The organism is Actinophytocola sp. (genome assembly GCF_036002505.1).
Lineage (GTDB): Bacteria > Actinomycetota > Actinomycetes > Mycobacteriales > Pseudonocardiaceae > DASYTH01.
Genome location: NZ_DASYTH010000447.1, coordinates 1 through 19,235 on the forward strand (window position 1 = coordinate 1; position 19,235 = coordinate 19,235).

A 19,235-nucleotide genomic window follows, 5' to 3' on the forward strand; every position below is an offset into this window, starting at 1 on the left:
CCCCACCCGAACTCCGCGCCGCGCTGCACACCATCGACCGTCACATCGATCACCGACTCGCCCAAGCACGGCTACCTGCCGCCGCCTGAAACTCAGGACAACTGACAAAGACTCAGAGACCAAGGGTCTCTAGCCGGGGAACGGCTAGTTCCGCGGAGAACTAGCCGTGCTACGCGAGTCGCCATTGCTGGCATGTCAGCTGTGGCGACTCGCCGCGTTCCGGCGATTGCGCGTCACGCAACGTAGTTGGGACATTCTTCTTGGCAAGCACGCTCCCAGTAGCGCCACAGATGAAGAGGGGTGGAGGAGCGATGCCGACGACACCGGATTCAACCGGGCGATACATCGATCTGGCCCGGCACGTAGTCGATGACGGCGGGCGCACCCGGCGTGCAGCGGTGCTCATCCTCATCCTTGCCGTGTCCACTGCCTTGACACTTGGCACCCTCGTCGCAGCCTATCTTCTCACCGGTCTGACCGGGCCGGCCGTGCTGGGAGGCGCGACCACGGCCGGAGCGGCGAGCCGGTTGTTGATCGCCCGCCGGCGGCGCAACCGGCGAGCATGACCACCAGCCGTGCCCTGAAGGACGCCTTCGGGACTGTGGGCGTCCGGAAGGCGTCCTTCAGGGCAATTGGCCCCCGGTCAGAGCGTGAGGCGCCAGGAGTTGATGAACCCGGTGTCCTGCGCCGCGGCGTCCTGGACCCGCAGGTTCCACGTGCCGTTGGCCACCTCGCCGGACAGGTTCACCGTGAAGGTCTGGTCGACGTTGTCGGCGCTGCTGCCCGAGCGGTTGAGCAGCGTGAACACCGTGCCGTCCGGGGCGACCAGGGAGACGACCAGGTCACCGCGGAAGGTGTGCACGATGTGCACCTCGGCCGTGCTGGTGGCCAGCGCGTTGCCCGTGACGCCGGAGACCGTGATCGGGCTGTTCACCGTGGACAGATCGGGGATCTGCACGTCGGTGGTGTTCTCGAAGGAGACACCGGGCCGCGGCGGGGTGCCACCGCCGCCGAGGCTGGCGGCCGCGTCGGCGATGTTCTGCGCGAACGTGCTGACCTCGGTGTAGACGCCGGGGTTGCGCGGGCGGGCGCAGCCGATGCCCCAGCTGGTGATGCCGACCTGGATGAAGTTGCCCGCGTTGTCCCGGCGGAACATCGGGCCGCCGGAGTCGCCCTGGCAGGTGTCGACGCCGCCGTTGTTGAAGTTCCCGGCGCAGATCTCCTCGTTCACGATCAGCCCGCTGTAGCTGCCGCCGGCCGAGCGGCACTGGGTGTCGCTGATGAAGTCCACATTGGCCTTGAGCAGGAATCGTTGCTGCGCACCACCTTCGGTGGCCGCGCCCCAGCCGGCGACGGTGAACGTGCCGCTGTTGAACGCGGTCGTGGTGGCGATCGGCAGCGTGGTCACCCGGCTGTCGGTGATCGGGGACTGCAGCTTGATCAGCGCCCAGTCCCGGCCGTTGCCGTTGTAGCCGGGGGCCTGCAGCACCTGGGTCGAGCGGACCTGGATCCGGGTGGTGTCCTGGAGATCCACCACACCGGCGGTGGCCGTGATCGACGTGTTGCTGCCGCTGCCGTTGACGCAGTGCGCCGCGGTGAGCACGATCTGCCGGGTGTAGAGCGCGCCGCCGCAGCCCATGGACAGCCGGACCATGAACGGGAACTCGCCCTGCGCCGCCCGGGTTCCTCCGATGACGTCGGGTTGTACGTCGTCGGGTGCGGGGTCGGCGGCGGCCGCGGTGGTGACCGTGCCGAGGACGGTGGCGACACCGGCCGCGAGCACGGCCGCGCGCGTGAGGAACCTACGTGTGAACAAAGGAGATCGGTCCTTCCGGTGGAAATGCAGGGATACCAGGGAAAGCCGGGGCGGTGCTCCCGACCCGCGGGAGGTCGGTCGGGAGCACCGGGTTTAGCGGATGGCTAGAGGGTGATCTTCCAGGAGTTGATGAACCCGGTGTCCAGGCGTGCGGCGTCGCGCGCGCGCAGGTTCCAGGTTCCGTTGGCGACCTCGCTTCCGAGGTTGACGGTGAAGGTCTGGTCCACGTTGTCGGCGCTGCCGCCCTGCCGGTTCAGCAGGTTGTAGACGGTGCCGTCCGGCGCCACCAGGTCGACCACGAGGTCACCGCGGAAGGTGTGCACGATGTGCACCTCGACCGCGCTGGTCGCCGACGCGTTGCCGGTCGCGCCGGAGACGGTGATCGGGCTGCTCACCGCGGTGTTGTTGTCCGGGATCGGGACGTCGGTGGTGTTCTCGAAGGTGCGGCCGGGTGGCGGCGGGGTGCCGTCGCAGGAGGCGCCGATGATCCGCTTCGGGCAGTCGGAGAACTCCAGGAACGTCAGCACCGCGTCCTTGTTCCGGGTGGTCTGCGGAACGATCTGCTCGTCCGGCGGGTAGAAGCCGGACAGGCCGCCGCTGGCCGGGAACATCTCGAACGTGTACGACCAGATCCTTTGGTTGCCCCACAGCCAGTCGTCGATCGTGCCGTCGGTGATGTACAGGTCGGAGGACTGCTCCGGGGTGTAGCCGTTGAGCGAGGCCATCCGCCGGCCCAGCGTGGCGAACGTGTTGGCTTCCTCGGTCGTCATGCCGGGCGCGGTGTCGTTGGTGGTGAACCCGTACGGCCAGAGCACCAGCTCGCTGAACGTGTGGAAGTCGATGTTCGTGACGATCTGCTGCTTGCCGCCGACCACCCGGGTGCGCACGAAGTTCGCCACCACCTGGACCTCCGGCGAGGACTCCGCGCCGGCGCCGCGGTAGGTCTCACTTCCGGTGCTGCCGGACGATCCGCCGCAGCAGCCCCAGTTGTAGTTCCAGTTGCGGTTGAGGTCGGTGCCCACATTGGACGATCCGCTGTTCGGCTGGCGGTTCTTGCGCCACCCCGCGTAGGAGCCGGTGCTGATGTCGAACTCGCCGCCGTCCGGGTTGAGATCCGGCACGATCCAGATCTCCCGGCTGTTCACCAGATCCCGCACGCGCTGCTCGGTGCTCTCGGTGAACAGGTGGATCAGGTAGAGCGCCATCTCGATGGTGAGGTGCTCGCGCGCGTGCTGGTGGTGGGTGAACAGCACCTCGGGCTCGTTCTCGTCGACGCCGACGTTGTCGGAGATCTTCAGCGCGACGATGTCGCGGCCCTGGAACGACTGGCCGATGACCCGCTGGTTGATCAGGTCGGGGTGCGCGGCGACCACCTGGTTGATCTCCGCGGTCATCTCGGCGTTGTTGTGGTAGGCCGAGTCCGCCGGCGGGAAGTCCTGCGGCGTGACGTCCTGGGTGCTCGGAAGCGGCTCCTCCTTGATCACCTTGAAGCCCAGGGCCTGGATCTTGCGCACCTCGTCCGGAGTGGCGCTGATCACCAGCCGGCTGTCCTCCGGCCCGTTGATCGCGGCCCCGGTGCCGGCGATGGCGTTGCGCTGGGTGAGCGTGGTGACGCCCAGCACGCTGTACTCGGCGCTGGCCCGCGCCCCGGCGGTCTCCGCCCGGTCACCGGACGCGTTGCCACCCATCGACATCACGACGGCCACGGCGGCGATCGCCCCCACCACCGTGCCAAACCGTTTACGGCTCACACAACCTCCTGCAGGGAGCGCCGGCGGTCACCCCGGCGCGGGAGGATCGGGTATGCGGTTGTCCCCGAGGGCTGCCCCGACCTCGAGTTAACTGATGTTTACCTGCCGATGGGTTCGCGGCAATCCGGCGAACAGGTGGAATCGCATTACCACTTCACACTTTTGCCGGGTCAGATGGCCGGGCGGAAGAAGAACGAGCGGCGGCGGCTGACCCGGTTGCCGGTGAACTCGTACCAGTCGGCGAACGTTTCGTTCAGCGGGAGCCCCGATTTCGAAACTCCCTCGAACGTGCCCCAGCAGAATCCTTGCTCATCGCCGGTGAGCACGCGCTCGAGCTGGTGCTTGCCGTCGGCGATGATCCGGGTGTGGTGGTAGAAGTACAGGAGCTCGTGCACGCCGGTGATGGTCGGGTAGCCGGGCCGGTCGTAGCGGATGTCCGCGGTGACCAGGTCCGCGAGCAGCGGCCAGTCGCGGTCGTCGATCGCCGTCAGCAGCCGGCTGACGAGGGCGTCGTGGGCGGACGGGGCGGAGGTCATGGCTGGTCCGAGCCGGGTTGCTGTTCCAGGAGCAGTTGTTCGGTGAGCTCACGCGAGTTGCGGTCGAGCTCGGAGAACCACTGCATGAACCGCGGCACGAGCAGCCCGTCGGGGTCGATGATGATGAACACACCCATGATCTGCTCGACGTCCGGCGCGTTGGCGTTCGGGTCGTGCTTGTTCATCTGCCAGATGATCTGACCGCCGCTGCCGTGCCGGTTCTTCACCACGACGAAGGAGGTGGGCAGCTTCGCCGGCACCTCCTCGATCTTGACACCCTTCTCGGGGTTGGCCTTGGCGAACCTGGCCATGGCGAGGTAGTGGTCGCGGTACGCCGGCGCCAGCAGGTCCGCCAGCGCCGGCCCACCGCCTTTGAGCTGGCCGTTCTTGACCTGGATCAGGCGGTGGTACCCGACCGAGTCGAACCTTCGCGCGAACGACTCGAGGTAGTTGCGCTGCTGGCGCTCGTCCGACCCGGTGTTCGATTCCTTGAACACCTCGATATAGGAGTTGACCGCGTAGATGTCGACGTCCGCATCCGATCGGGCGATGACCTCGCGGCTGCGCCGGTACAACTCGTCGGCGTCGTCGGCCGGGTAGTAGTCGATGGAGAAGCTGGCCCGCTCGATCAGCCGGTCCACCTTCCCCGAGGCGTTGAGCACCACCACCGTCATCGCGATCACCGCGATGATCAGCAGCAGGCTCACCAGAATGCTGGAGTCGGCCAGCTTGTCGACGACGCCGTCCCACAGCAGCTTCGCGGCCACCCCGGCCAACGTGCCGGCCACCCCACCAGCCACGAAGGACGTCGTTCCCCCGGCAAATCGTCGCCTGCGTCGCACCACGGTCGCGCCTCTCGGTAGATCGCTGGGCATCCGATCAGTTAGATGTCCCCGCACGCCCCTTTGTTTCACTAACGCCCGCCGGGGTTTCGAGATGCGGCAAATGTGGTGCGGCGCTTACCGGCTCAGAAGGTCCTTGGCGATGTGGGTGACCTGGATCTCGTTGCTGCCGGCGTAGATCATCAGGGACTTGGCGTCGCGGGCCAGTTGTTCTACCCGGTATTCGGCCATGTAGCCGTTGCCGCCGAACAGTTGGACGGCTTCCATCGCGACCTCGGTGGCGGCTTGGGAGGCGTAGAGCTTGATGGCGGAGGCTTCGGCGAGGGTGGGGGTGCGGCCTTCGCGGAGCAGTTCCACAGTGCGGAAGACGAGGTTCTGCACGTTGAGGCGGGCGACCTCCATGGTGGCGAGCTTGAGCTGGATGAGTTGGAAGTCGCCGATCGGTTGGCCCCAGAGGGTTCGGGTTTTGGCGTAGTCGACGCAGAGGCGGAGGCATTCCTCGATGACGCCGAGGGCCATGGCGGCGACGCCGAAGCGTTCGGTGGTGAAGTTGGCGCGGGCGCTGTCGCGGCCGCCGCCGGGGAGTAGGCGGTCCGGCGAGAGGCGGATGTCGTCGAAGAAGAGCTGGCCGGTGGGGGAGGAGTGGAGGCCCATTTTGCGCAGCGGGGCGGATCGGGTGAGGCCGGGCATCCCCGAGTCGAGTACGAACGTGGCCACCTCGCCGTCGAGTTTGGCGTAGACCACGAGGGTGTCGGCGTAGGGGCCGTTGGTGATGAACGTCTTCTGCCCGTTGAGGACGAAGCCGTCGCCGTCGCGGCGGGCGACCGACCTCATGCCGCCGAACGCGTCGGAGCCGGAGTCGGGCTCGGTGATCGCCCAGGCGCCGATCTTGTCGAAGGTGAGCAGATCCTTGGCCCAGCGGGTGCGTTGCTCGGGCGTGCCGCGGCTCATGATCGTGCCGCCGGCCAGGCCGACGCTCACGCCCATGGCGGTGACCAGGCCGAGGCACACCCGGGAGAGCTCGGACACTGCGATCAGTGAGAGCGCTTCGCGTCCGCTGTCCGAACCGCCGCCGCGCTCGCGTTCGGGGTCGAACGACTCGCGGGCCAGCGCGTCGATGCCGAACGTCTTGAAGAACGTGCGGATCAGGTCGTACGGCGGGAGGTCGCCGTGCTCGAGCTCGTCGACGTGCGGGCGGATCTCGCGGTCCACGAACTCCCTGACGGCGTCCCGGATCAGCCGGTCCGTCTCCGACCACTCGATCATTGCCAGCTCCCCAGCCGCTGCTCGACCTCGGTGAGGGTCCACGGTTTGTCGGTTTCCGTGGTGCGCACGGAATGCCAGCCGGACAGCTCGCTGATCGCCCCGCCCTGCACGGCGAACAGCTTCCCGGTGACCGGGCAGCGTTCGGTGGCCAGGTACGCCACCAGCGGCGCGATGTTGGCCGGGCTGAACGCGTCGAACCCATCCTCCTCGACGGGTGCGGCGAACATCGCGCCGAGGCCCGGGGTGGCCAGGGTCAGCCGGGTCCGGGCGACCGGCGCGATCGCGTTGACCCGCACGCCGTAGCGCTCCAGCTCCTGGGCGGCGACCAGGGTCAGCGCCGCGATCGCCGCCTTCGCCGCGCCGTAGTTGGCCTGACCGGGGTTGGGCAGGAACGTGCCGGACGCGGACGCCGTGTTGATCACCGAGCCGTGGACCCGTTGTCCCGCCTTGCTTTGCCGCTTCCAGTAGGCGGCCGCGTGCCGCAGCGGGGCGAAGTGTCCTTTGAGGTGCACCGTGATCACGGCGTCCCACTGGGACTCCTCGAGCCCGGCGATGAACCCGTCGCGCAGGATGCCGGCGTTGTTGACCAGCACGTCCAGCCCGCCGAACTCGTCCGCCGCCTGCTCGACCAGCCCGGCCGCGCCCCGCCAGTCGGCCACGTCGGCGGTGTTGATCACCGCTTTACCGCCCGCGGCAACGATGTCGTCCACGACCTGCTGGGCCGGGCTGCGGTCCGCGCCCGAGCCGTCGTTGGCGCCGCCGAGATCGTTCACCACCACGCTCGCGCCCTCGGCGGCGAACAGCAGGGCGTGCTCCCGCCCGATTCCCCGGCCGGCCCCGGTGATGATCGCCACCCGCCCGTCAAGCGCGCCCATTGCCGACCTCCGCGAGCCCGTCCTTGATCACTATCGTGTCCCCGACCGTTGTCTCGTACGCATACCGGCCTTCGCCGGCGGCCCAGATGCTCGTGGAGAGATCCTGGCCGGGCAGCACGGGTTTGGCGAACCGGACGGCCAGGCGCCGCAGCCGTGCCGTCTCGCCGCCGGCGATCTCGGTGAGCACCGCCCAGGACGTGAACGCCATCATGCACAGGCCGTGGGCGATGATGCCGGGAAGGCCGGACATCCGCGCGATCTCCTCGTCCAGGTGGATCGGCATCGGGTCGCCGGCGGCGGGGGAGTAGCGGAACGTCTGGTCCTCGTCGACGTGCGCCGGAACCTTGGCGACCGGCGCGGAGGCGCGCAGCGACTCGTCGAACCGGTGGTCGGGGGCGGGCTCGCCGACCGTCTCGCCGGCGTCGAACCGGCGGAAGAACGATGTCATCCACTGCTCGTTGACCAGCTCACCGTCCGGCGTGCGGCTCTCCGTGTGCACGACCAGGCCGGTGCCGTTCTCCCGGCCCGCGTAGCCGACCGGGCGGGCGCGGGAGACGAGCGTGTCGCCGGGCCGGATCGGGCGGTGGAAGCGGAAGTCCTGCTCGCCGTGGAGCACCTTCATGGCCAGCTCCACCGGAACCACCGACAGCACCGCGGGCAGCAAAGCGTTGAAGACCGGGACGATCGCGAACACCGGTGGCGCCACCGAACCCGCGCGGTGCGCCTCGATCGGGTCGTTGGTGGCCTCGGCGTAGGCGCCGCCGGCATGGCGAACTCGTGCAGCTCGGCCAGGGCCAGCAGGTGCCGCATCATCGGCTGCTCACGATCGTCGTCGCTGGCCGAGAGCGAGCCCTTCTGCATCTTCTCGAACCCCAGGGCCAGCACGCAGTCCGCAGTACCACCGCGGACCGCCTGCGCGGCCAGGAAGAGCGCGGTCGATCCGGTGGAGCAGTTGTTGTTCACGTTGACCACCGGGATGCCGGTCAGCCCCAGCTCGTACACCGCGCGCTGGCCCGAAGTGGACTCGCCGTACACGTAGCCCACGTACGCCTGCTCGACCTGGTCGTAGCGGATGCCGGCGTCCTCGAGCGCCCGCGTGCCCGACTCCCGCGCCATGTCCGGGTAGTCCCAGTCACGCGCGCCCGGCTTCTCGAACCGGGTCATCCCGACGCCGACGACATACGCCCGCTCAGCCATGTCCAGAACATACCAACATGATTGTATGTTTTCTAGATCGGACCAGCGTCATGAAGGACGCCTTCAGGACGTTCCATGACAGGAAGGGTCCCTTCAGGACATCAGGCTCTTCACAACAGCACCAACAGTCACATCGTAGTGGTGCCGAGCCGCCGCCAGCCGGCCAACGACCGGTAACTCCCTCCAGCAGAGCCACACCCAACAGCGATCATGACCTCGTCATCGCCCACACGTGCCACCCCGACCCCAGCAGCCCCACACCAGGGCCGCGAAGCGGCCTTGCCAATCCGTCAACCGGTGCCGCGCAACGTCATGGAACCCGCGGTCAGCGCACCCGGAGCTTGTGCAGAAGTCGCAGCAGGCCGACCATGACCCGGGTGAACGCCGGGTAGGGCAGCCAGCGCGGCGGGCTCAGCACCGGAATCCTTTTTACCGCAACGGTTTGGGCCTCGGTGTACTTGAGGATGCCTTCGGCTCCGTGGCGCCGGCCCAACCCGGACGCGCCGATGCCGCCCATGGGAGCGTCCGTGCTGCCGTAGGCCGAGACCACCGCGTCGTTGACGTTGACCGTTCCGGCCCGGATCCCGGCGGCCAGCCTGGACGCCCGCGCCACGTCGCGGCCGAGGACGCTGGCGTTCAGGCCGTACTCGGTCTGGTTGGCCAGGGCCACCGCCTCGTCGTCGGTGCGGAACGGATAGAGCGCGACCACCGGGCCGAACGTCTCGCTGGCGTGGCAGATCATGTCAGGGGTGACTTGGGCGAGGACGGTCGGCTCGTAGAAGAACGGGCCGAGGTCCGGGCGCGGGCGGCCGCCGGCGAGGACGCGGGCACCCTTGGCGCGGGCGTCGTCGACGTGCTCGGTGACGGTTTTGAGCTGCCGCACGGAAACCAGGGAGCCGACGTCGGCGGAGTAGTCGTAGGTCGCGCCCAGCCGCAGCTTCTCCGTCGCCGTGACGAACCGCTCGGTGAACGCGTCGAACACCGACTCGTGCGCGTAGATCCGTTCCATGGACAGGCAGAGCTGCCCGGCGTTGGCGAAGCAGCCGCGCACGGCGGTGTCCACGGCCCTGGCCAGGTGCACGTCGTCGAGGACGATCATCGGGTTCTTGCCGCCGAGCTCCAGCGAGCAGCCGATCAGCCGGTCCGCCGCCCGCCGGGCCACCTCGGTGCCGGTCCGGGTGGAGCCGGTGAACGCCACGAAATCGACACTGTCCACAATGGCTGGTCCGATCACCGGGCCGTCGCCGAGCACGACCTGGAGCACGCCCTCGGGAAGGCCGGCGCGGCGCAGGAGCTCCGCCGCGAACAGCGGGCTCAGGCCGGTTTGGCTGTCCGGCTTGAGCACCACGGCGTTGCCGGCCAGCAGCGCGGGCAGCGAGTCGGCCATGGAGAGGGCCAGGGGATAGTTCCACGGCGAGATCACGCCGACGACACCCCTGGGCCGCCGGAGCTCCGTAGCGGCGACGGCGAACGGCATCGCGCCGGCCCTGCGCCGGGGACGCAACACCCTGGCCGCGGTGCGCAGGTAGTAGCTGGTCACCAGGGCCGGCTCGGCGATCTCCTCGAACGCGTCCCGCCGGGCCTTGCCGGTCTCGGCCTGGAGCAGGTCGGCCATGGGCTCGCGGTGCTCCAGCAGCAGCGACCAGAACCGTTCGAAGATCACCGCGCGTTCGGTGAAATCCGTTGCCGCCCAGGACTTCTGCGCAGTCCGGGCCTGGCCGACCGCGGTCAGCACGTCATCCGGAGTGGACGCCGGCAGGGTGGCCAGGTCGGCTCCGGTGTAGACGTGCACCGGGCGCACCATGTCCGAAGTGGACGAAATGACACGCCCGCCCAGCGTGTCGAGCAGCTCGGGGGTGAGGGTGGCCGGCCTCATGCGCCGGTCTCCCGGTCGGCACCGGGCGCGCTGGCCGCGGCGCGAGCCTCGTAGTCCTTGCGGGCGGCCGAATGCGCGGCCTTCACCATGACCTGGTCGCCCTTGAGCAGGCGCGCGATCCCCTCGCCGGCGGCCCGCGGCAGGAGCCGGGTGAACCGGTTGATCGCCCCGAGCGAGCGCGGCACGAACACCTCGAACCGCGGCCGGCGCAACGCCGCCACGATCGCTCCGGCCACGTCCTCCGGGGTGATCGACTTGACGAACCGGGCGTCCTCGACGCCGGCGGTCAGCTCGGTGCGGACGATGGACGGCATCACCACGGACAGCTCGACGCCGGACCCGCGCAGCTCCGTCCGGACCGCCTCGGACAGCCCGACGACCGCGTGCTTGGTGGCGCAATAGGTTGCTATACCAGGGAAACCGGCCTTGCCCGCGACCGAGGCGATGTTCACGATGTGCCCGTCCCGGCGGGGCCGCATCCGGCGCACGGCCTCCCGGGTGCCGTGGATCACGGCGTGCAGGTTGATCTCCAGCTGGTGCCGGGTGGCCGTGTCGGACTCCTCCTCGAGCAGCCCGATCGGCATGATTCCGGCGTTGTTGATCAGCACGTCGATGGGGCCGAGCTGCTTCTCCACCTCGTCCAGGAACGCGGTGAAACCCGCCCGGTCGGTCACGTCCAGGGGCAGTGCCACGGCGTCGTCGAGATTCTCGGCGGTCTTCTTCGCGACGTCCAGGTCGAGGTCGCCGATCGCGACCCGGGCGCCCAGCCGGGCCAGCGCCGACGCGGTCGCCGCCCCGATGCCCCGGCCACCTCCCGTGATCACAACCACCTTGCCGGCCAACGACCGCGGCTGCCGTGCCATCTCGGCTCTCCTCGCTGGTGACATACAGTCCGGTTGGAATGTTTCCCAGCATCGCAGCGCCGGCGAGGAGGCGCAACCGCCCGGCTACGCCGCCTCGGCGGCCCGGGCGCGGGCGCGCGCGGGCAGGTCCAGGTTGCCCGTCTGCTGGTGCAGCACAAGGGTCAGCCCGGTGATCTTCCCACCGGCCACCGTGGCGACGTAGTGGCCGTGGACCACCCACACCTCGCCGTCCAGCCAGTGGTGCGCGGCGACATGGGTCTCCAGCCGGCCGTCCACGGTGATGACCGGGCCGGTGAGGTGCTGGGTGGCGTCGAAGCCGGGGATGATCCCGCGGAAGCCGGCGATGAGGACATCGCCGGACACGGTCGCCGCCTCGCCGCCCCAGAGTGAGGTGTAGTCGGCGTGGACCTCGTCCGCGAACGACGCCCGGGCGGTGGCGAAGTCCCGGGCGTCGACGGCGTGCAGCATGCGAGTGAGCACGAGGGCATCGATCATGCGGTCATTATCAGGACCTGGTGCGCAGCTCGCCGATGATCCGCTCGCTGTCCCGGTCGATGATGTCGGAGCTACCGGCGAGCCGGGAACGGGGTTGGGCCTGGTGCCTGCGGTTGCGCTCCAGCCCGTAGGCGAGGAGGGCGATGATGAAGAGGGAGATGATGATGGCGTCCATGGCGTTAATTTTGCGCCCAGCTAGTTCCTGCCACCAGTGGCAGATCTGACCTTGTGCGAAAAAATCCTGCCAGATACGCTGGGGGCATGCTCAAGACCGTTGCCGCCGTCCTCATCGAGGGGGTCGCCCCGTTCGAGTTCGGCACGCTCTGCGAGGTGTTCGGCATCGACCGTCGTGAGGACGGCGTGCCCCCGGTCGAGTTCCGGGTCTGCGGCGAACGACCGGGCCTACCGTTGCGAACCAGCGTCGGCGCCCAGTTCATTCCCGAGCTGGGGTTGGACGCGCTGGCGGGTGCGGACCTGGTCGCGGTGCCCGCCGCGTACATCCGGGACGAGTACCCGCCGGCCGTGCTGGAGGCGTTGCGGGCGGCCGCCGCACGCGGCAGCACGCTGCTGTCGGTGTGCAGCGGCGCGTTCATCCTCGGCGCCGCCGGGGTGCTGGACGGCCGGCGGTGCACCACGCACTGGCGCCACGCCGAGGAGTTCGCCGCGCGGTTCCCCGAGGCGCTGCTCGACCCGGACGTGCTGTTCGTCGACGACGGCGACGTGATCACCAGCGCCGGCACCGCCGCCGGCATCGACGCCTGCCTGCACCTGGTGCGCCGCGAGCAGGGCGCCGCCCCGGCCGCCGCGATCGCCCGGCGCATGGTCGTGCCGCCGCAGCGCGAGGGCGGCCAGCGGCAGTACGTGGAGCTGCCCATTCCGGAGTGCACCGGCGACAGCCTCTCCCCGGTGCTGACCTGGATGCTGGACAACATCGCGGTGGAACACACGGTCAGCGCGCTGGCCCGGCGCGCGAAGCTGTCCGAGCGGACGTTCGCCCGCCGGTTCGTGGCCGAGACCGGCACCACGCCGCACCGGTGGCTGTCGATGCAGCGGGTGCTGCTCGCCCGCCAGCTGCTCGAGGAGACCACGCTCGGCATCGACGAGGTCGCCGAGCGGTCCGGGTTCGGCTCGGCCGCGCTGCTGCGCCACCACTTCCACCGGGTGGTCGGGGTGGCGCCGAAGGACTACCGCCGCACGTTCGCCCAGTCGCCCGCGCGGGCCGGCTGAGCCCGGCTCGAACGCCGGTCAAGATTGGTCGCCTATTCGGCGAATATGTGCGACTCTTCCCAATGGACTGATATCGGTGCCGAGGGAAAAGAGGAGCCTCGCACCATGACTGACCGGCAGACCCAGATCGACGAATACGTCGCCACCTGGAACGAACCCGACCCGAACCGCCGCCTCGCCATGATAGAGAAAGTGTGGACCGAGGACGGTTTCTACGTCGACCGCGGCGCCGAAGCCTGCGGCCACGCGCAGATCAGCGCCAACATCGACCGGGTCCACCGAAAATTCCCGGACCGCATCTACGGCCGCACCAGTGCCATTTTCAACCACCGGGAACGGTCCCGCTTCGAATGGGCCATCATCGACCCGACCGGCCGCCCCACCTTCGGCGGCGTCGCCTACGCCAAGTTCGCCGCCGACGGCCGCCTGCGCAGCATCATCGGCTTCTTCGGCCCCATCCCCGACGAGGTCCGCTGAGCGCTCGCTTGGTAACTTGTGAGGGCTCACCGGCGACAGCGGCGGTGGCACGGGGCCCGAGCCCTCACATTGGATTCAACACTGAGCAAGCGCTCGCTAAGCTGCCTCCATGCATCTTTACCGCACCCGCCGCGGCGAGGGCGAGCCGCTGCTCCTGATCATGGGCATGGCCGGCCACCACCGGATGTGGGGCGAGCCCTTCCTCACCCTGCTCGAACGCGACTTCGACGTCGTCGCCTTCGACCACCGCGGAATCGGTACCAGCGCCCGCGCCGACGCCCCGTTCACCATCGCCGACCTCGCCGACGACGCCGCCCAGGTGCTGGACACCGTCGGCTGGGCTCGCGCCCACGTGTTCGGCATCTCCCTCGGCGGCATGGTTGCCCAGGAGTTCGCCCTCCGGCACCCAGACCGCCTGCGCACCCTGACTCTCGGCTGCACCTACCCCGGCCTCGGCGGCGACCTCAGTGCCACCGGCGCCCAGCGCGCGCTCGAAGCCTCCTCCTCCGGCGACGAGGAACGAGCCGTCCGCGCCATGTATGAGGTCAACGTCTCCGCCCGGCACGCCGCCGACCCGGCGAACTACGACGTCTTCCGCCGTGAAGCCCTTTCCGTCCAGGTCCCCGTCCCCGTGGTGATGATGCAGTTCCAAGCCGTGCTCGGCCACGACGCCCTGAACCGCCTGGCCACCATCACCGCCCCCACTCTCGTCATCCACGGCACCGAGGACGAAATGCTCGCCGCCGCCAACGGCAAGCAGATCGCGTCGGTCATCCCCGACGCCCACCTGGAACTCTTCGAGGGCACCGGCCATCTCTTCTGGTGGGAAGAGCCGGAACGCACGGCCACCCTCCTCCGCGACCACGCGGCGACGGTGATGCGACGAAAGCGTCCTTGATCACCCTGGGCGTGACAAAGGACGCATTCGCCACACTCGGTCCACAGAGGCCCACGAGCAGGTGACGGAGGCGAGTTGCCCGGCCAGAAACAGCCGCAACGCCGAGGTCACAATGTCGTCACCAGCGTCACGGCGAGCGCGAACCCGAACAGGTAGGTGCCGGAGGCGCCGGCCACCCGCAGCGGGGTGGATTTGGCCAGGGTCGGCGTAGACAGCATCCCGACGGCGTGTGCCAGCCGCGCAAGGGTCGCGCACACAACGAAAACGAGAGTCCACGATGGTGCCCGGGCTGCGTCGAGGAGGAACAGGACGAGCAGGGTCGGGATGTACTCGACGGCGTTGCCGTGCGCCCGGATCGCCTTGTACAGGGGGTCGGCCGGGTCACTCGGGGCGAAGGGCCCGCCGCGTTTGGCGCCCGCCGCCCGCAGCCGGGTGACGTTCGCGCCCAGGATGAAGACCAGTGCCGCGAGGATGGCGGCGCAGGCGAGTGCGAGGGTCATGTCGGTCTCCGTTGTCGTTGTGGGGCAAGGCATGTTCGCGCGCGTTCACCGCTGCAGCCCGTCGTCGGGCGGCAGGAAGTCGGGTGGCGTGCGCCGCCTGCCCGCGACGGCCATGTCGAGCAACGTGTCGGTTTCGGGAACCTGTGGGCGTCCAGGTACCGCACCTCGTCGGCGGTGGCCACGGCCCACCCCCACGCACGGCCTGGCGGCGGTTCTCCGGTGCCTCGCCATGATCGGCACGCTCGCCTAGTCGGATCTGCGCCCGGCGAGGTGGGACTGCTCGCGGCGGGCGGCGGTGGCGCGGGCGTCGTCGACCCGCTGGATCTCGCCATCGTCGGTGTCGGTGTGGTGCTGGGAGGTGTAGAAGCGGACCTCGTGGCCGTCCGGGTCATGCGTCGCGGGCAGGATCCAGCCGATCGTCGCGAAATGCACCCCCGCGTGGGTCTCGCCAAGGCCGGTCAGCCGCTCAGCCAGTGCGTCGAGCGCTTCCTTGGTCGGGACACCGATGGAGAAGTAGTCGAACCCGGCGGCAGCCTTGGCGCGCTGCGGGTCGAGCCGCAGCGCGAACATCGGGCCACCGTTGGGATGGGTCATGACCAGGCCTGTGACCGCGCCGTTCTCGACGAACTCGGTGATGACCCGGTAGCCCAGGCGCGACTCGTACCAAGCGCGGGCGCGGTCGAGATCGCTGACCGGCAGTTTGAGGTGGTGAACGCCGTCGAGCAGAGGGGCGTCGGTGGCCATGATGTCCTCCGGGCAGACGAAGCGAGATCAATGCAGTTGGACTGCACTGTTGCAGTTATACTGCATTCCATGAGCGAGTCCGTCAATCCCTCATCGACCGACCTGCGTGCCGCCCGTGTCGCCGAGACCGAGGAGCGAATCGTCGCCGCGGCCCGCGAGCTGTTCGTGCGCGACGGCTATGCGGCGACCACGCTCACGGCGGTCGCCGAAGCCGCTCGAGTCGGGCACCGCACCGTCTACGTCCGCTTCGGCACCAAGGCCGACCTGCTCAAGCGGGTCGTCGACGTCGCCATCGTCGGCGACTCCCAGCTCATCGACCTGCACAGCCGCGACTGGTACCAGCAGGCGCTCAACGCGCCCACCGCGGCCGAGCGCCTTGATCGACTCGCGGATGGTGTGGCGGCCCTGATGGCCCGCGCCGGAGACCTCTTCGCGGTCGCCCAGCAAGCCGAGGCGGTCGAGCCGGTCATCGCCGAAGCCGCCCGAGCCGGGCGCGCGGCTACCCGCGACTCGCAACGCGCCTTCTTCACCAAGCTGCACACCGACCGGCTCATCCCGGTGACGGTTGACCTCGACTGGCTCTGCGACACCGCGGGCGTGCTGGCCCACGCCCAGACCTACCTGCTGATCCGCGAGACGCTTCGCCGGGAGCCCGACCAGTACCGCAGCTGGCTGCGCACGACCTGGAACCGGCTCATCGCCGCCGCGTCCGCGGTCACCGGCCCACCACCCGAGGACTGATCACCCATGACCACATCACGTACGCCCTACCGGAACGACGAACTTCCGGAACCGGCGTCGACGGCACGATCCACGACGATGAGCGCCTTCTCCGCCGACGACCTGCGCGCCATTGGTCGCGCCGCCGCGCCGGACGCCTGGTCGCACGGCATGACGGTCCGCAAGCCCGACGGCTCGGTCGTCCCGATCCCGCTGGTCTGCGAGCCGCAGGTCCTCCCGCGCGCCACGCTCGAGTCGCTCGCGGCACAGGCGAAGGCGATCCTCTCGGGGGCGGTGAAGCTGGCCGGACATCTGGTGCGCGCCGGCGACCCGCGCGACCGCGAGGCGCTCGTCGGACCGTTCCAGGGGCTGGAGCGGGAGGCGATGGAGAAGCTCTTCGCTGGCGCACCATGCCCGGCGATCGTGGCGCGGGTCGACTTCCTGGTGCCCGAGGCCGGTGGCGAGCCGAAGGCGCTCGAGCTCAACACCACCATCCCGGCAATGCAGGCCTACGCCGACCTCGCGACGCACAGCTGGATCCGCGCCGCCGCCGCGAGGCGCGGCCTACCACCCTGGACCGCCAACACCCTCGCCGACCGCTGCGGCAGCCACATGGAGGCACTCCGCGAGACCCTGGTGCACTTCTACCGCATGCGCGGGGGTAAGAAAGAGCACCCCAGCATCGCGCTCGTCGCCCGCCCCGGCGACGCCCAGATCAACGAACAGCGCCGCCTCGCCCAGCACTTCCGCCACAGGGGCCACCAGGCCAAGACTCTCCTGCCGACCACCTGCGAACCGGAAAACTTCGACCTCCTCTACCGCCACATCTGGGCCCACCGGACACCCACCGACGCACCGTTCGCCCGGGCCCTGCGCGCACCGGAGACATTCAATCTGGCGAACCCGGTCAATGGACTCCTCGAAGCGAAAGCGCTTTTCGCCCGGCTTTCCGAGTGCGCCGAGGACGAACAGCTCGCCGACCGCGCCGGCCTGGACGACCGCGAACGCGCCGCAGCCGGGGCGCTGCCCTGGACCCGCCGCCTCGACGTCACACTGGTGCCCCGGCTCATCGCGGAGCGCGAGGATTTCGTGGTCAAACGAAGCTGGGACTACGGGGGCAAGTCGGTCTCGCTCGGCACCGAACTCGCCCCGAAGGAGTGGCAGCGCCGGGTCCGCGCCGCCGCCGCCGACCACGAAGGCGGCGGCTTCATCGCCCAGGAGCGAATCTTCACCACCCGCGCCCCCGCCACCCGCATCGTCGATTCCGGACTAGCGGAGCGCAGCGGCGTCCTCTACCGCGATATCTCCACCTACACCGGCCTCCTCGACACCGCCCCAAGCGGAAGCGTGGTGCGCGCCGCCACCAACCCGATCGTCAACATCCTCGGCGGCGGTGGGCTGGCGCCGGTCGTGCCCGAGGACGTGATGAGCGCCTTGGAGACAACTAGCCGCAGCAGCCGGCGTTGACCGCGCGGCGGCGTCGAGCGTGGCGACCTGTGAGTTCTGGATCGGCGGACAACGTTTGAGCACTGGGATCGGTCGCCGTCCGAGTTCGACGTGGTAACCGTGGCTAAACGTCGTGCCGGCACCCGGCAGTACACGGCGACGTCGTTGTCATGCACCCGGACGTGGCGGCCTGAGAATGCCACGGGTTTGAGACTGATCTTGGTTACGCCCAAGAGACGACCGGCAGAAACCACAGGTTGCAAAAGATCAACATGTCATCGGTGGTGAGACCCTACAGGGTTGAGGGCGCCCGGGCGGACCCACCCAAGGCAGCGGAAGTGCGCCCGCCCCGGCTCCGCCGATGCTAGGGCCGTACCCGCCCACCCCATACCGCCAAAAGTTGAACGATTTTAAAGCGATCTATGCCGTGAATGCGGACAGGTCATCCGCCAGCCCGGCCAGGTACTCCCGCTTCCCGATGCTCGCGAACCAGTCCCACAGCTCCAACGCGTGGTAGACCCGGTACACCCCAACCGCTGCCGGATACCCCGCCGGCAGCGCGCCGTACCCATCCCGGAGTCCCTCCAGCTTGGTCTGGTTGCCACGAATGGAGTAATACTCGGTCTTCGCCAGATCCAGCACCGGGTCCGCCGCGACCGCGTTCTCCATGTCGACGATGCCCGTGACCTCCCACCCGCTCTCCCCGCGGTCGACGAGAACGTTGCCCTCATGGAAGTCGTTGTGGCACAGCACCGCACCCCGACAGCCGGCGAACATCCCGGCATTCGCCGCGACATACCGCGAGACGGCGTCGTGGATCGCCGGATCACCACCGAACTCGGCGAACTCGGCGAGCTTGTGAGCGAACCTGGCCGCCATGTACTCGGCGTTGGTAGGCAACGGGTCAAGTAGCTCGGTGCCGATGTAACCGAACCCGGGCTGCGCGATGCGATGGATGCTCGCCAGCACCTCGCCGAGCCGCCGGTAGATACGCGAGACGTCGCCCTCGCCGAGCTGATCGCCCACGGCGGACAGAGGTGCACCAGCCAGCAAGCTGAGCACGATGGCGCTGTGATCCACGATGCGGCGGGACTCGTCGACGTGCAGCACGCGCGGCAGCGGCAGGCCCTCGCCGAGCAGGTCGTAGACGTAGACCTCCTTGCGCAGCTTCCAGTGCAGTTCCTCGGAGTAGAGCTTGATGATCATCCGCGCGGCGGGCTCGCGGGTGTGCGCCTCGTAGACGGCGCTGTTCTCGCCCCCGGTGCGCGGCAGAACCCGGTCGACGACAACCGACGGGAAGGCCGGACGCAGGACCGCCTGGGCGACCTCCACACTCAGCACCGGCCCATCCAAGGATGACCGCGTGAGCACGGGCAACTGGATTACCGACCCTGTCCTGAAAAGGCCCGGCCCAAATCCACCGCCGCCCCCACCAACATCGGCACCGCCCGCGGCACCACCTCCAGCGTGAACGAGTCACTCACCTCGCGGAGCACCTCGCCGTCGTGTTCGAACCACAGCGGCTTACCATCGGTGCGCTCGACGGTGACCCGGCGCCCCCGGGCATAGATCACGCCTGACCTGGTCACATGCTCCCCGGTCCGGGCAAGCGACAACATCTCCGCCGGTGAGTGCTCGCCGCCGATCACACAAACGTCGAGCAGGCCGTCGTCCACCACCGAATGCGGCAGGACCAGGAACTGCCC

The 19,235-nt window shown here is 69.1% G+C and carries 21 protein-coding genes and 2 pseudogenes; 6 read left to right on the top strand and 17 right to left on the bottom strand.

Going from position 1 to position 19,235, the window contains the following annotated elements; all coding sequences use genetic code 11:
* Positions 1-311 precede the first annotated feature (311 nt).
* Positions 312-566: a hypothetical protein gene (locus VGR06_RS39510; RefSeq protein WP_327564362.1), complete on the top strand. Its 255-nt coding sequence runs from the start codon at positions 312-314 to the stop codon at positions 564-566.
* A 77-nt stretch (positions 567-643) separates the two neighbouring features.
* Here the strand turns inward: VGR06_RS39510 and VGR06_RS39515 are convergent, their stop codons facing one another.
* The 13 genes and pseudogenes from VGR06_RS39515 to VGR06_RS39575 form a co-directional block, all read right to left on the bottom strand.
* The gene (locus VGR06_RS39515) at positions 644-958 is read right to left on the bottom strand and encodes a proprotein convertase P-domain-containing protein (RefSeq protein WP_327564383.1); all 315 of its coding nucleotides are present in this window, start codon (positions 956-958) and stop codon (positions 644-646) included.
* A gap of 54 nt (positions 959-1,012) precedes the next feature.
* A pseudogene (locus VGR06_RS39520) lies at positions 1,013-1,816 on the bottom strand (S1 family peptidase); the annotation flags it as partial.
* Between the two features lie 104 nt (positions 1,817-1,920).
* On the bottom strand, positions 1,921-3,567 hold the full coding sequence (locus VGR06_RS39525) for a M14 family metallopeptidase (RefSeq protein ID WP_327564363.1): 1,647 nt from the start codon (positions 3,565-3,567) through the stop codon (positions 1,921-1,923).
* Positions 3,568-3,737: 170 nt separating this feature from the next.
* The gene (locus VGR06_RS39530) at positions 3,738-4,103 is read right to left on the bottom strand and encodes a nuclear transport factor 2 family protein (protein WP_327564364.1); all 366 of its coding nucleotides are present in this window, start codon (positions 4,101-4,103) and stop codon (positions 3,738-3,740) included.
* Positions 4,100-4,903 carry a hypothetical protein gene (locus VGR06_RS39535; RefSeq protein ID WP_327564365.1) on the bottom strand — a complete coding sequence of 268 codons (804 nt, stop codon included), beginning with the start codon at positions 4,901-4,903 and terminating at the stop codon, positions 4,100-4,102. Before VGR06_RS39535 ends, VGR06_RS39530 begins: the two co-directional genes overlap by 4 nt.
* A 159-nt stretch (positions 4,904-5,062) precedes the next feature.
* Positions 5,063-6,211: an acyl-CoA dehydrogenase family protein gene (locus tag VGR06_RS39540; protein ID WP_327564366.1), complete on the bottom strand. Its 1,149-nt coding sequence runs from the start codon at positions 6,209-6,211 to the stop codon at positions 5,063-5,065.
* Positions 6,208-7,086, bottom strand: a complete 879-nt coding sequence (locus VGR06_RS39545; RefSeq protein ID WP_327564367.1) for an SDR family oxidoreductase — start codon at positions 7,084-7,086, stop codon at positions 6,208-6,210. Before VGR06_RS39545 ends, VGR06_RS39540 begins: the two co-directional genes overlap by 4 nt.
* A complete protein-coding gene (locus VGR06_RS39550; RefSeq protein ID WP_327564368.1) occupies positions 7,073-7,780 on the bottom strand; it encodes a MaoC/PaaZ C-terminal domain-containing protein in 708 nt (235 codons plus the stop codon). Before VGR06_RS39550 ends, VGR06_RS39545 begins: the two co-directional genes overlap by 14 nt.
* A 59-nt stretch (positions 7,781-7,839) precedes the next feature.
* Positions 7,840-8,283: pseudogene (locus VGR06_RS39555) on the bottom strand (beta-ketoacyl synthase N-terminal-like domain-containing protein); the annotation flags it as partial.
* 325 nt (positions 8,284-8,608) lie between these two features.
* A complete protein-coding gene (locus tag VGR06_RS39560) occupies positions 8,609-10,159 on the bottom strand; it encodes a succinic semialdehyde dehydrogenase (protein WP_327564370.1) in 1,551 nt (516 codons plus the stop codon).
* Complete coding sequence (locus tag VGR06_RS39565) at positions 10,156-11,022, bottom strand: SDR family oxidoreductase (RefSeq protein WP_327564371.1); 867 nt, start codon at positions 11,020-11,022, stop codon at positions 10,156-10,158. Before VGR06_RS39565 ends, VGR06_RS39560 begins: the two co-directional genes overlap by 4 nt.
* Before the next feature lie 84 nt (positions 11,023-11,106).
* Positions 11,107-11,517, bottom strand: a complete 411-nt coding sequence (locus tag VGR06_RS39570; RefSeq protein ID WP_327564372.1) for a nuclear transport factor 2 family protein — start codon at positions 11,515-11,517, stop codon at positions 11,107-11,109.
* Between the two features lie 10 nt (positions 11,518-11,527).
* Positions 11,528-11,692, bottom strand: coding sequence for a hypothetical protein (locus tag VGR06_RS39575; protein ID WP_327564373.1), 165 nt, complete (start codon positions 11,690-11,692; stop codon positions 11,528-11,530).
* An 86-nt stretch (positions 11,693-11,778) separates the two neighbouring features.
* Between VGR06_RS39575 and VGR06_RS39580 the strand changes: the two genes are divergently transcribed.
* The 3 genes from VGR06_RS39580 (at position 11,779) to VGR06_RS39590 (ending at position 14,119) form a co-directional block, all read left to right on the top strand.
* Positions 11,779-12,744: a GlxA family transcriptional regulator gene (locus tag VGR06_RS39580; protein ID WP_327564374.1), complete on the top strand. Its 966-nt coding sequence runs from the start codon at positions 11,779-11,781 to the stop codon at positions 12,742-12,744.
* Between the two features lie 105 nt (positions 12,745-12,849).
* Positions 12,850-13,221 (top strand): hypothetical protein, encoded by a 372-nt coding sequence (locus tag VGR06_RS39585; RefSeq protein WP_327564375.1) that lies wholly within the window; start codon positions 12,850-12,852, stop codon positions 13,219-13,221.
* Positions 13,222-13,330: 109 nt separating this feature from the next.
* Positions 13,331-14,119 (top strand): alpha/beta hydrolase, encoded by a 789-nt coding sequence (locus VGR06_RS39590; protein WP_327564376.1) that lies wholly within the window; start codon positions 13,331-13,333, stop codon positions 14,117-14,119.
* A gap of 107 nt (positions 14,120-14,226) precedes the next feature.
* Here VGR06_RS39590 and VGR06_RS39595 read toward each other — a convergent pair whose 3' ends face one another.
* Together VGR06_RS39595 and VGR06_RS39600 are read right to left on the bottom strand one after the other, a co-directional pair.
* Entirely contained in the window at positions 14,227-14,619 is a 393-nt protein-coding gene (locus tag VGR06_RS39595) for an MAPEG family protein (protein WP_327564377.1), read from the bottom strand.
* Between the two features lie 246 nt (positions 14,620-14,865).
* Positions 14,866-15,363, bottom strand: coding sequence for a VOC family protein (locus tag VGR06_RS39600; RefSeq protein ID WP_327564378.1), 498 nt, complete (start codon positions 15,361-15,363; stop codon positions 14,866-14,868).
* 69 nt (positions 15,364-15,432) lie between these two features.
* Between VGR06_RS39600 and VGR06_RS39605 the strand changes: the two genes are divergently transcribed.
* Positions 15,433-16,104: a helix-turn-helix domain-containing protein gene (locus tag VGR06_RS39605; RefSeq protein ID WP_327564379.1), complete on the top strand. Its 672-nt coding sequence runs from the start codon at positions 15,433-15,435 to the stop codon at positions 16,102-16,104.
* A gap of 78 nt (positions 16,105-16,182) precedes the next feature.
* Positions 16,183-17,550 (top strand): hypothetical protein, encoded by a 1,368-nt coding sequence (locus tag VGR06_RS39610; protein ID WP_327564380.1) that lies wholly within the window; start codon positions 16,183-16,185, stop codon positions 17,548-17,550.
* A 399-nt stretch (positions 17,551-17,949) separates the two neighbouring features.
* Here VGR06_RS39610 and VGR06_RS39615 read toward each other — a convergent pair whose 3' ends face one another.
* Both VGR06_RS39615 and VGR06_RS39620 read right to left on the bottom strand, forming a co-directional pair.
* Positions 17,950-18,870, bottom strand: a complete 921-nt coding sequence (locus VGR06_RS39615) for an aminoglycoside phosphotransferase family protein (protein WP_327564381.1) — start codon at positions 18,868-18,870, stop codon at positions 17,950-17,952.
* 41 nt (positions 18,871-18,911) lie between these two features.
* The coding region (locus tag VGR06_RS39620) for a hypothetical protein (protein WP_327564382.1) at positions 18,912-19,235 on the bottom strand (324 nt) is incomplete at its 5' end.

Bases quoted from the DNA above. Each gene is read 5' to 3' on its own strand.
- VGR06_RS39510 (WP_327564362.1), top strand. From the start codon at position 312: ATGCCGACGACACCGGATTCAACCGGGCGATACATCGATCTGGCCCGG.
- VGR06_RS39530 (WP_327564364.1), bottom strand. From the start codon at position 4,103: ATGACCTCCGCCCCGTCCGCCCACGACGCCCTCGTCAGCCGGCTGCTG.
- VGR06_RS39540 (WP_327564366.1), bottom strand. From the start codon at position 6,211: ATGATCGAGTGGTCGGAGACGGACCGGCTGATCCGGGACGCCGTCAGG.
- VGR06_RS39545 (WP_327564367.1), bottom strand. From the start codon at position 7,086: ATGGGCGCGCTTGACGGGCGGGTGGCGATCATCACCGGGGCCGGCCGG.
- VGR06_RS39560 (WP_327564370.1), bottom strand. From the start codon at position 10,159: ATGAGGCCGGCCACCCTCACCCCCGAGCTGCTCGACACGCTGGGCGGG.
- VGR06_RS39565 (WP_327564371.1), bottom strand. From the start codon at position 11,022: ATGGCACGGCAGCCGCGGTCGTTGGCCGGCAAGGTGGTTGTGATCACG.
- VGR06_RS39570 (WP_327564372.1), bottom strand. From the start codon at position 11,517: ATGATCGATGCCCTCGTGCTCACTCGCATGCTGCACGCCGTCGACGCC.
- VGR06_RS39575 (WP_327564373.1), bottom strand. From the start codon at position 11,692: ATGGACGCCATCATCATCTCCCTCTTCATCATCGCCCTCCTCGCCTAC.
- VGR06_RS39580 (WP_327564374.1), top strand. From the start codon at position 11,779: ATGCTCAAGACCGTTGCCGCCGTCCTCATCGAGGGGGTCGCCCCGTTC.
- VGR06_RS39585 (WP_327564375.1), top strand. From the start codon at position 12,850: ATGACTGACCGGCAGACCCAGATCGACGAATACGTCGCCACCTGGAAC.
- VGR06_RS39590 (WP_327564376.1), top strand. From the start codon at position 13,331: ATGCATCTTTACCGCACCCGCCGCGGCGAGGGCGAGCCGCTGCTCCTG.
- VGR06_RS39595 (WP_327564377.1), bottom strand. From the start codon at position 14,619: ATGACCCTCGCACTCGCCTGCGCCGCCATCCTCGCGGCACTGGTCTTC.
- VGR06_RS39600 (WP_327564378.1), bottom strand. From the start codon at position 15,363: ATGGCCACCGACGCCCCTCTGCTCGACGGCGTTCACCACCTCAAACTG.
- VGR06_RS39605 (WP_327564379.1), top strand. From the start codon at position 15,433: ATGAGCGAGTCCGTCAATCCCTCATCGACCGACCTGCGTGCCGCCCGT.
- VGR06_RS39610 (WP_327564380.1), top strand. From the start codon at position 16,183: ATGAGCGCCTTCTCCGCCGACGACCTGCGCGCCATTGGTCGCGCCGCC.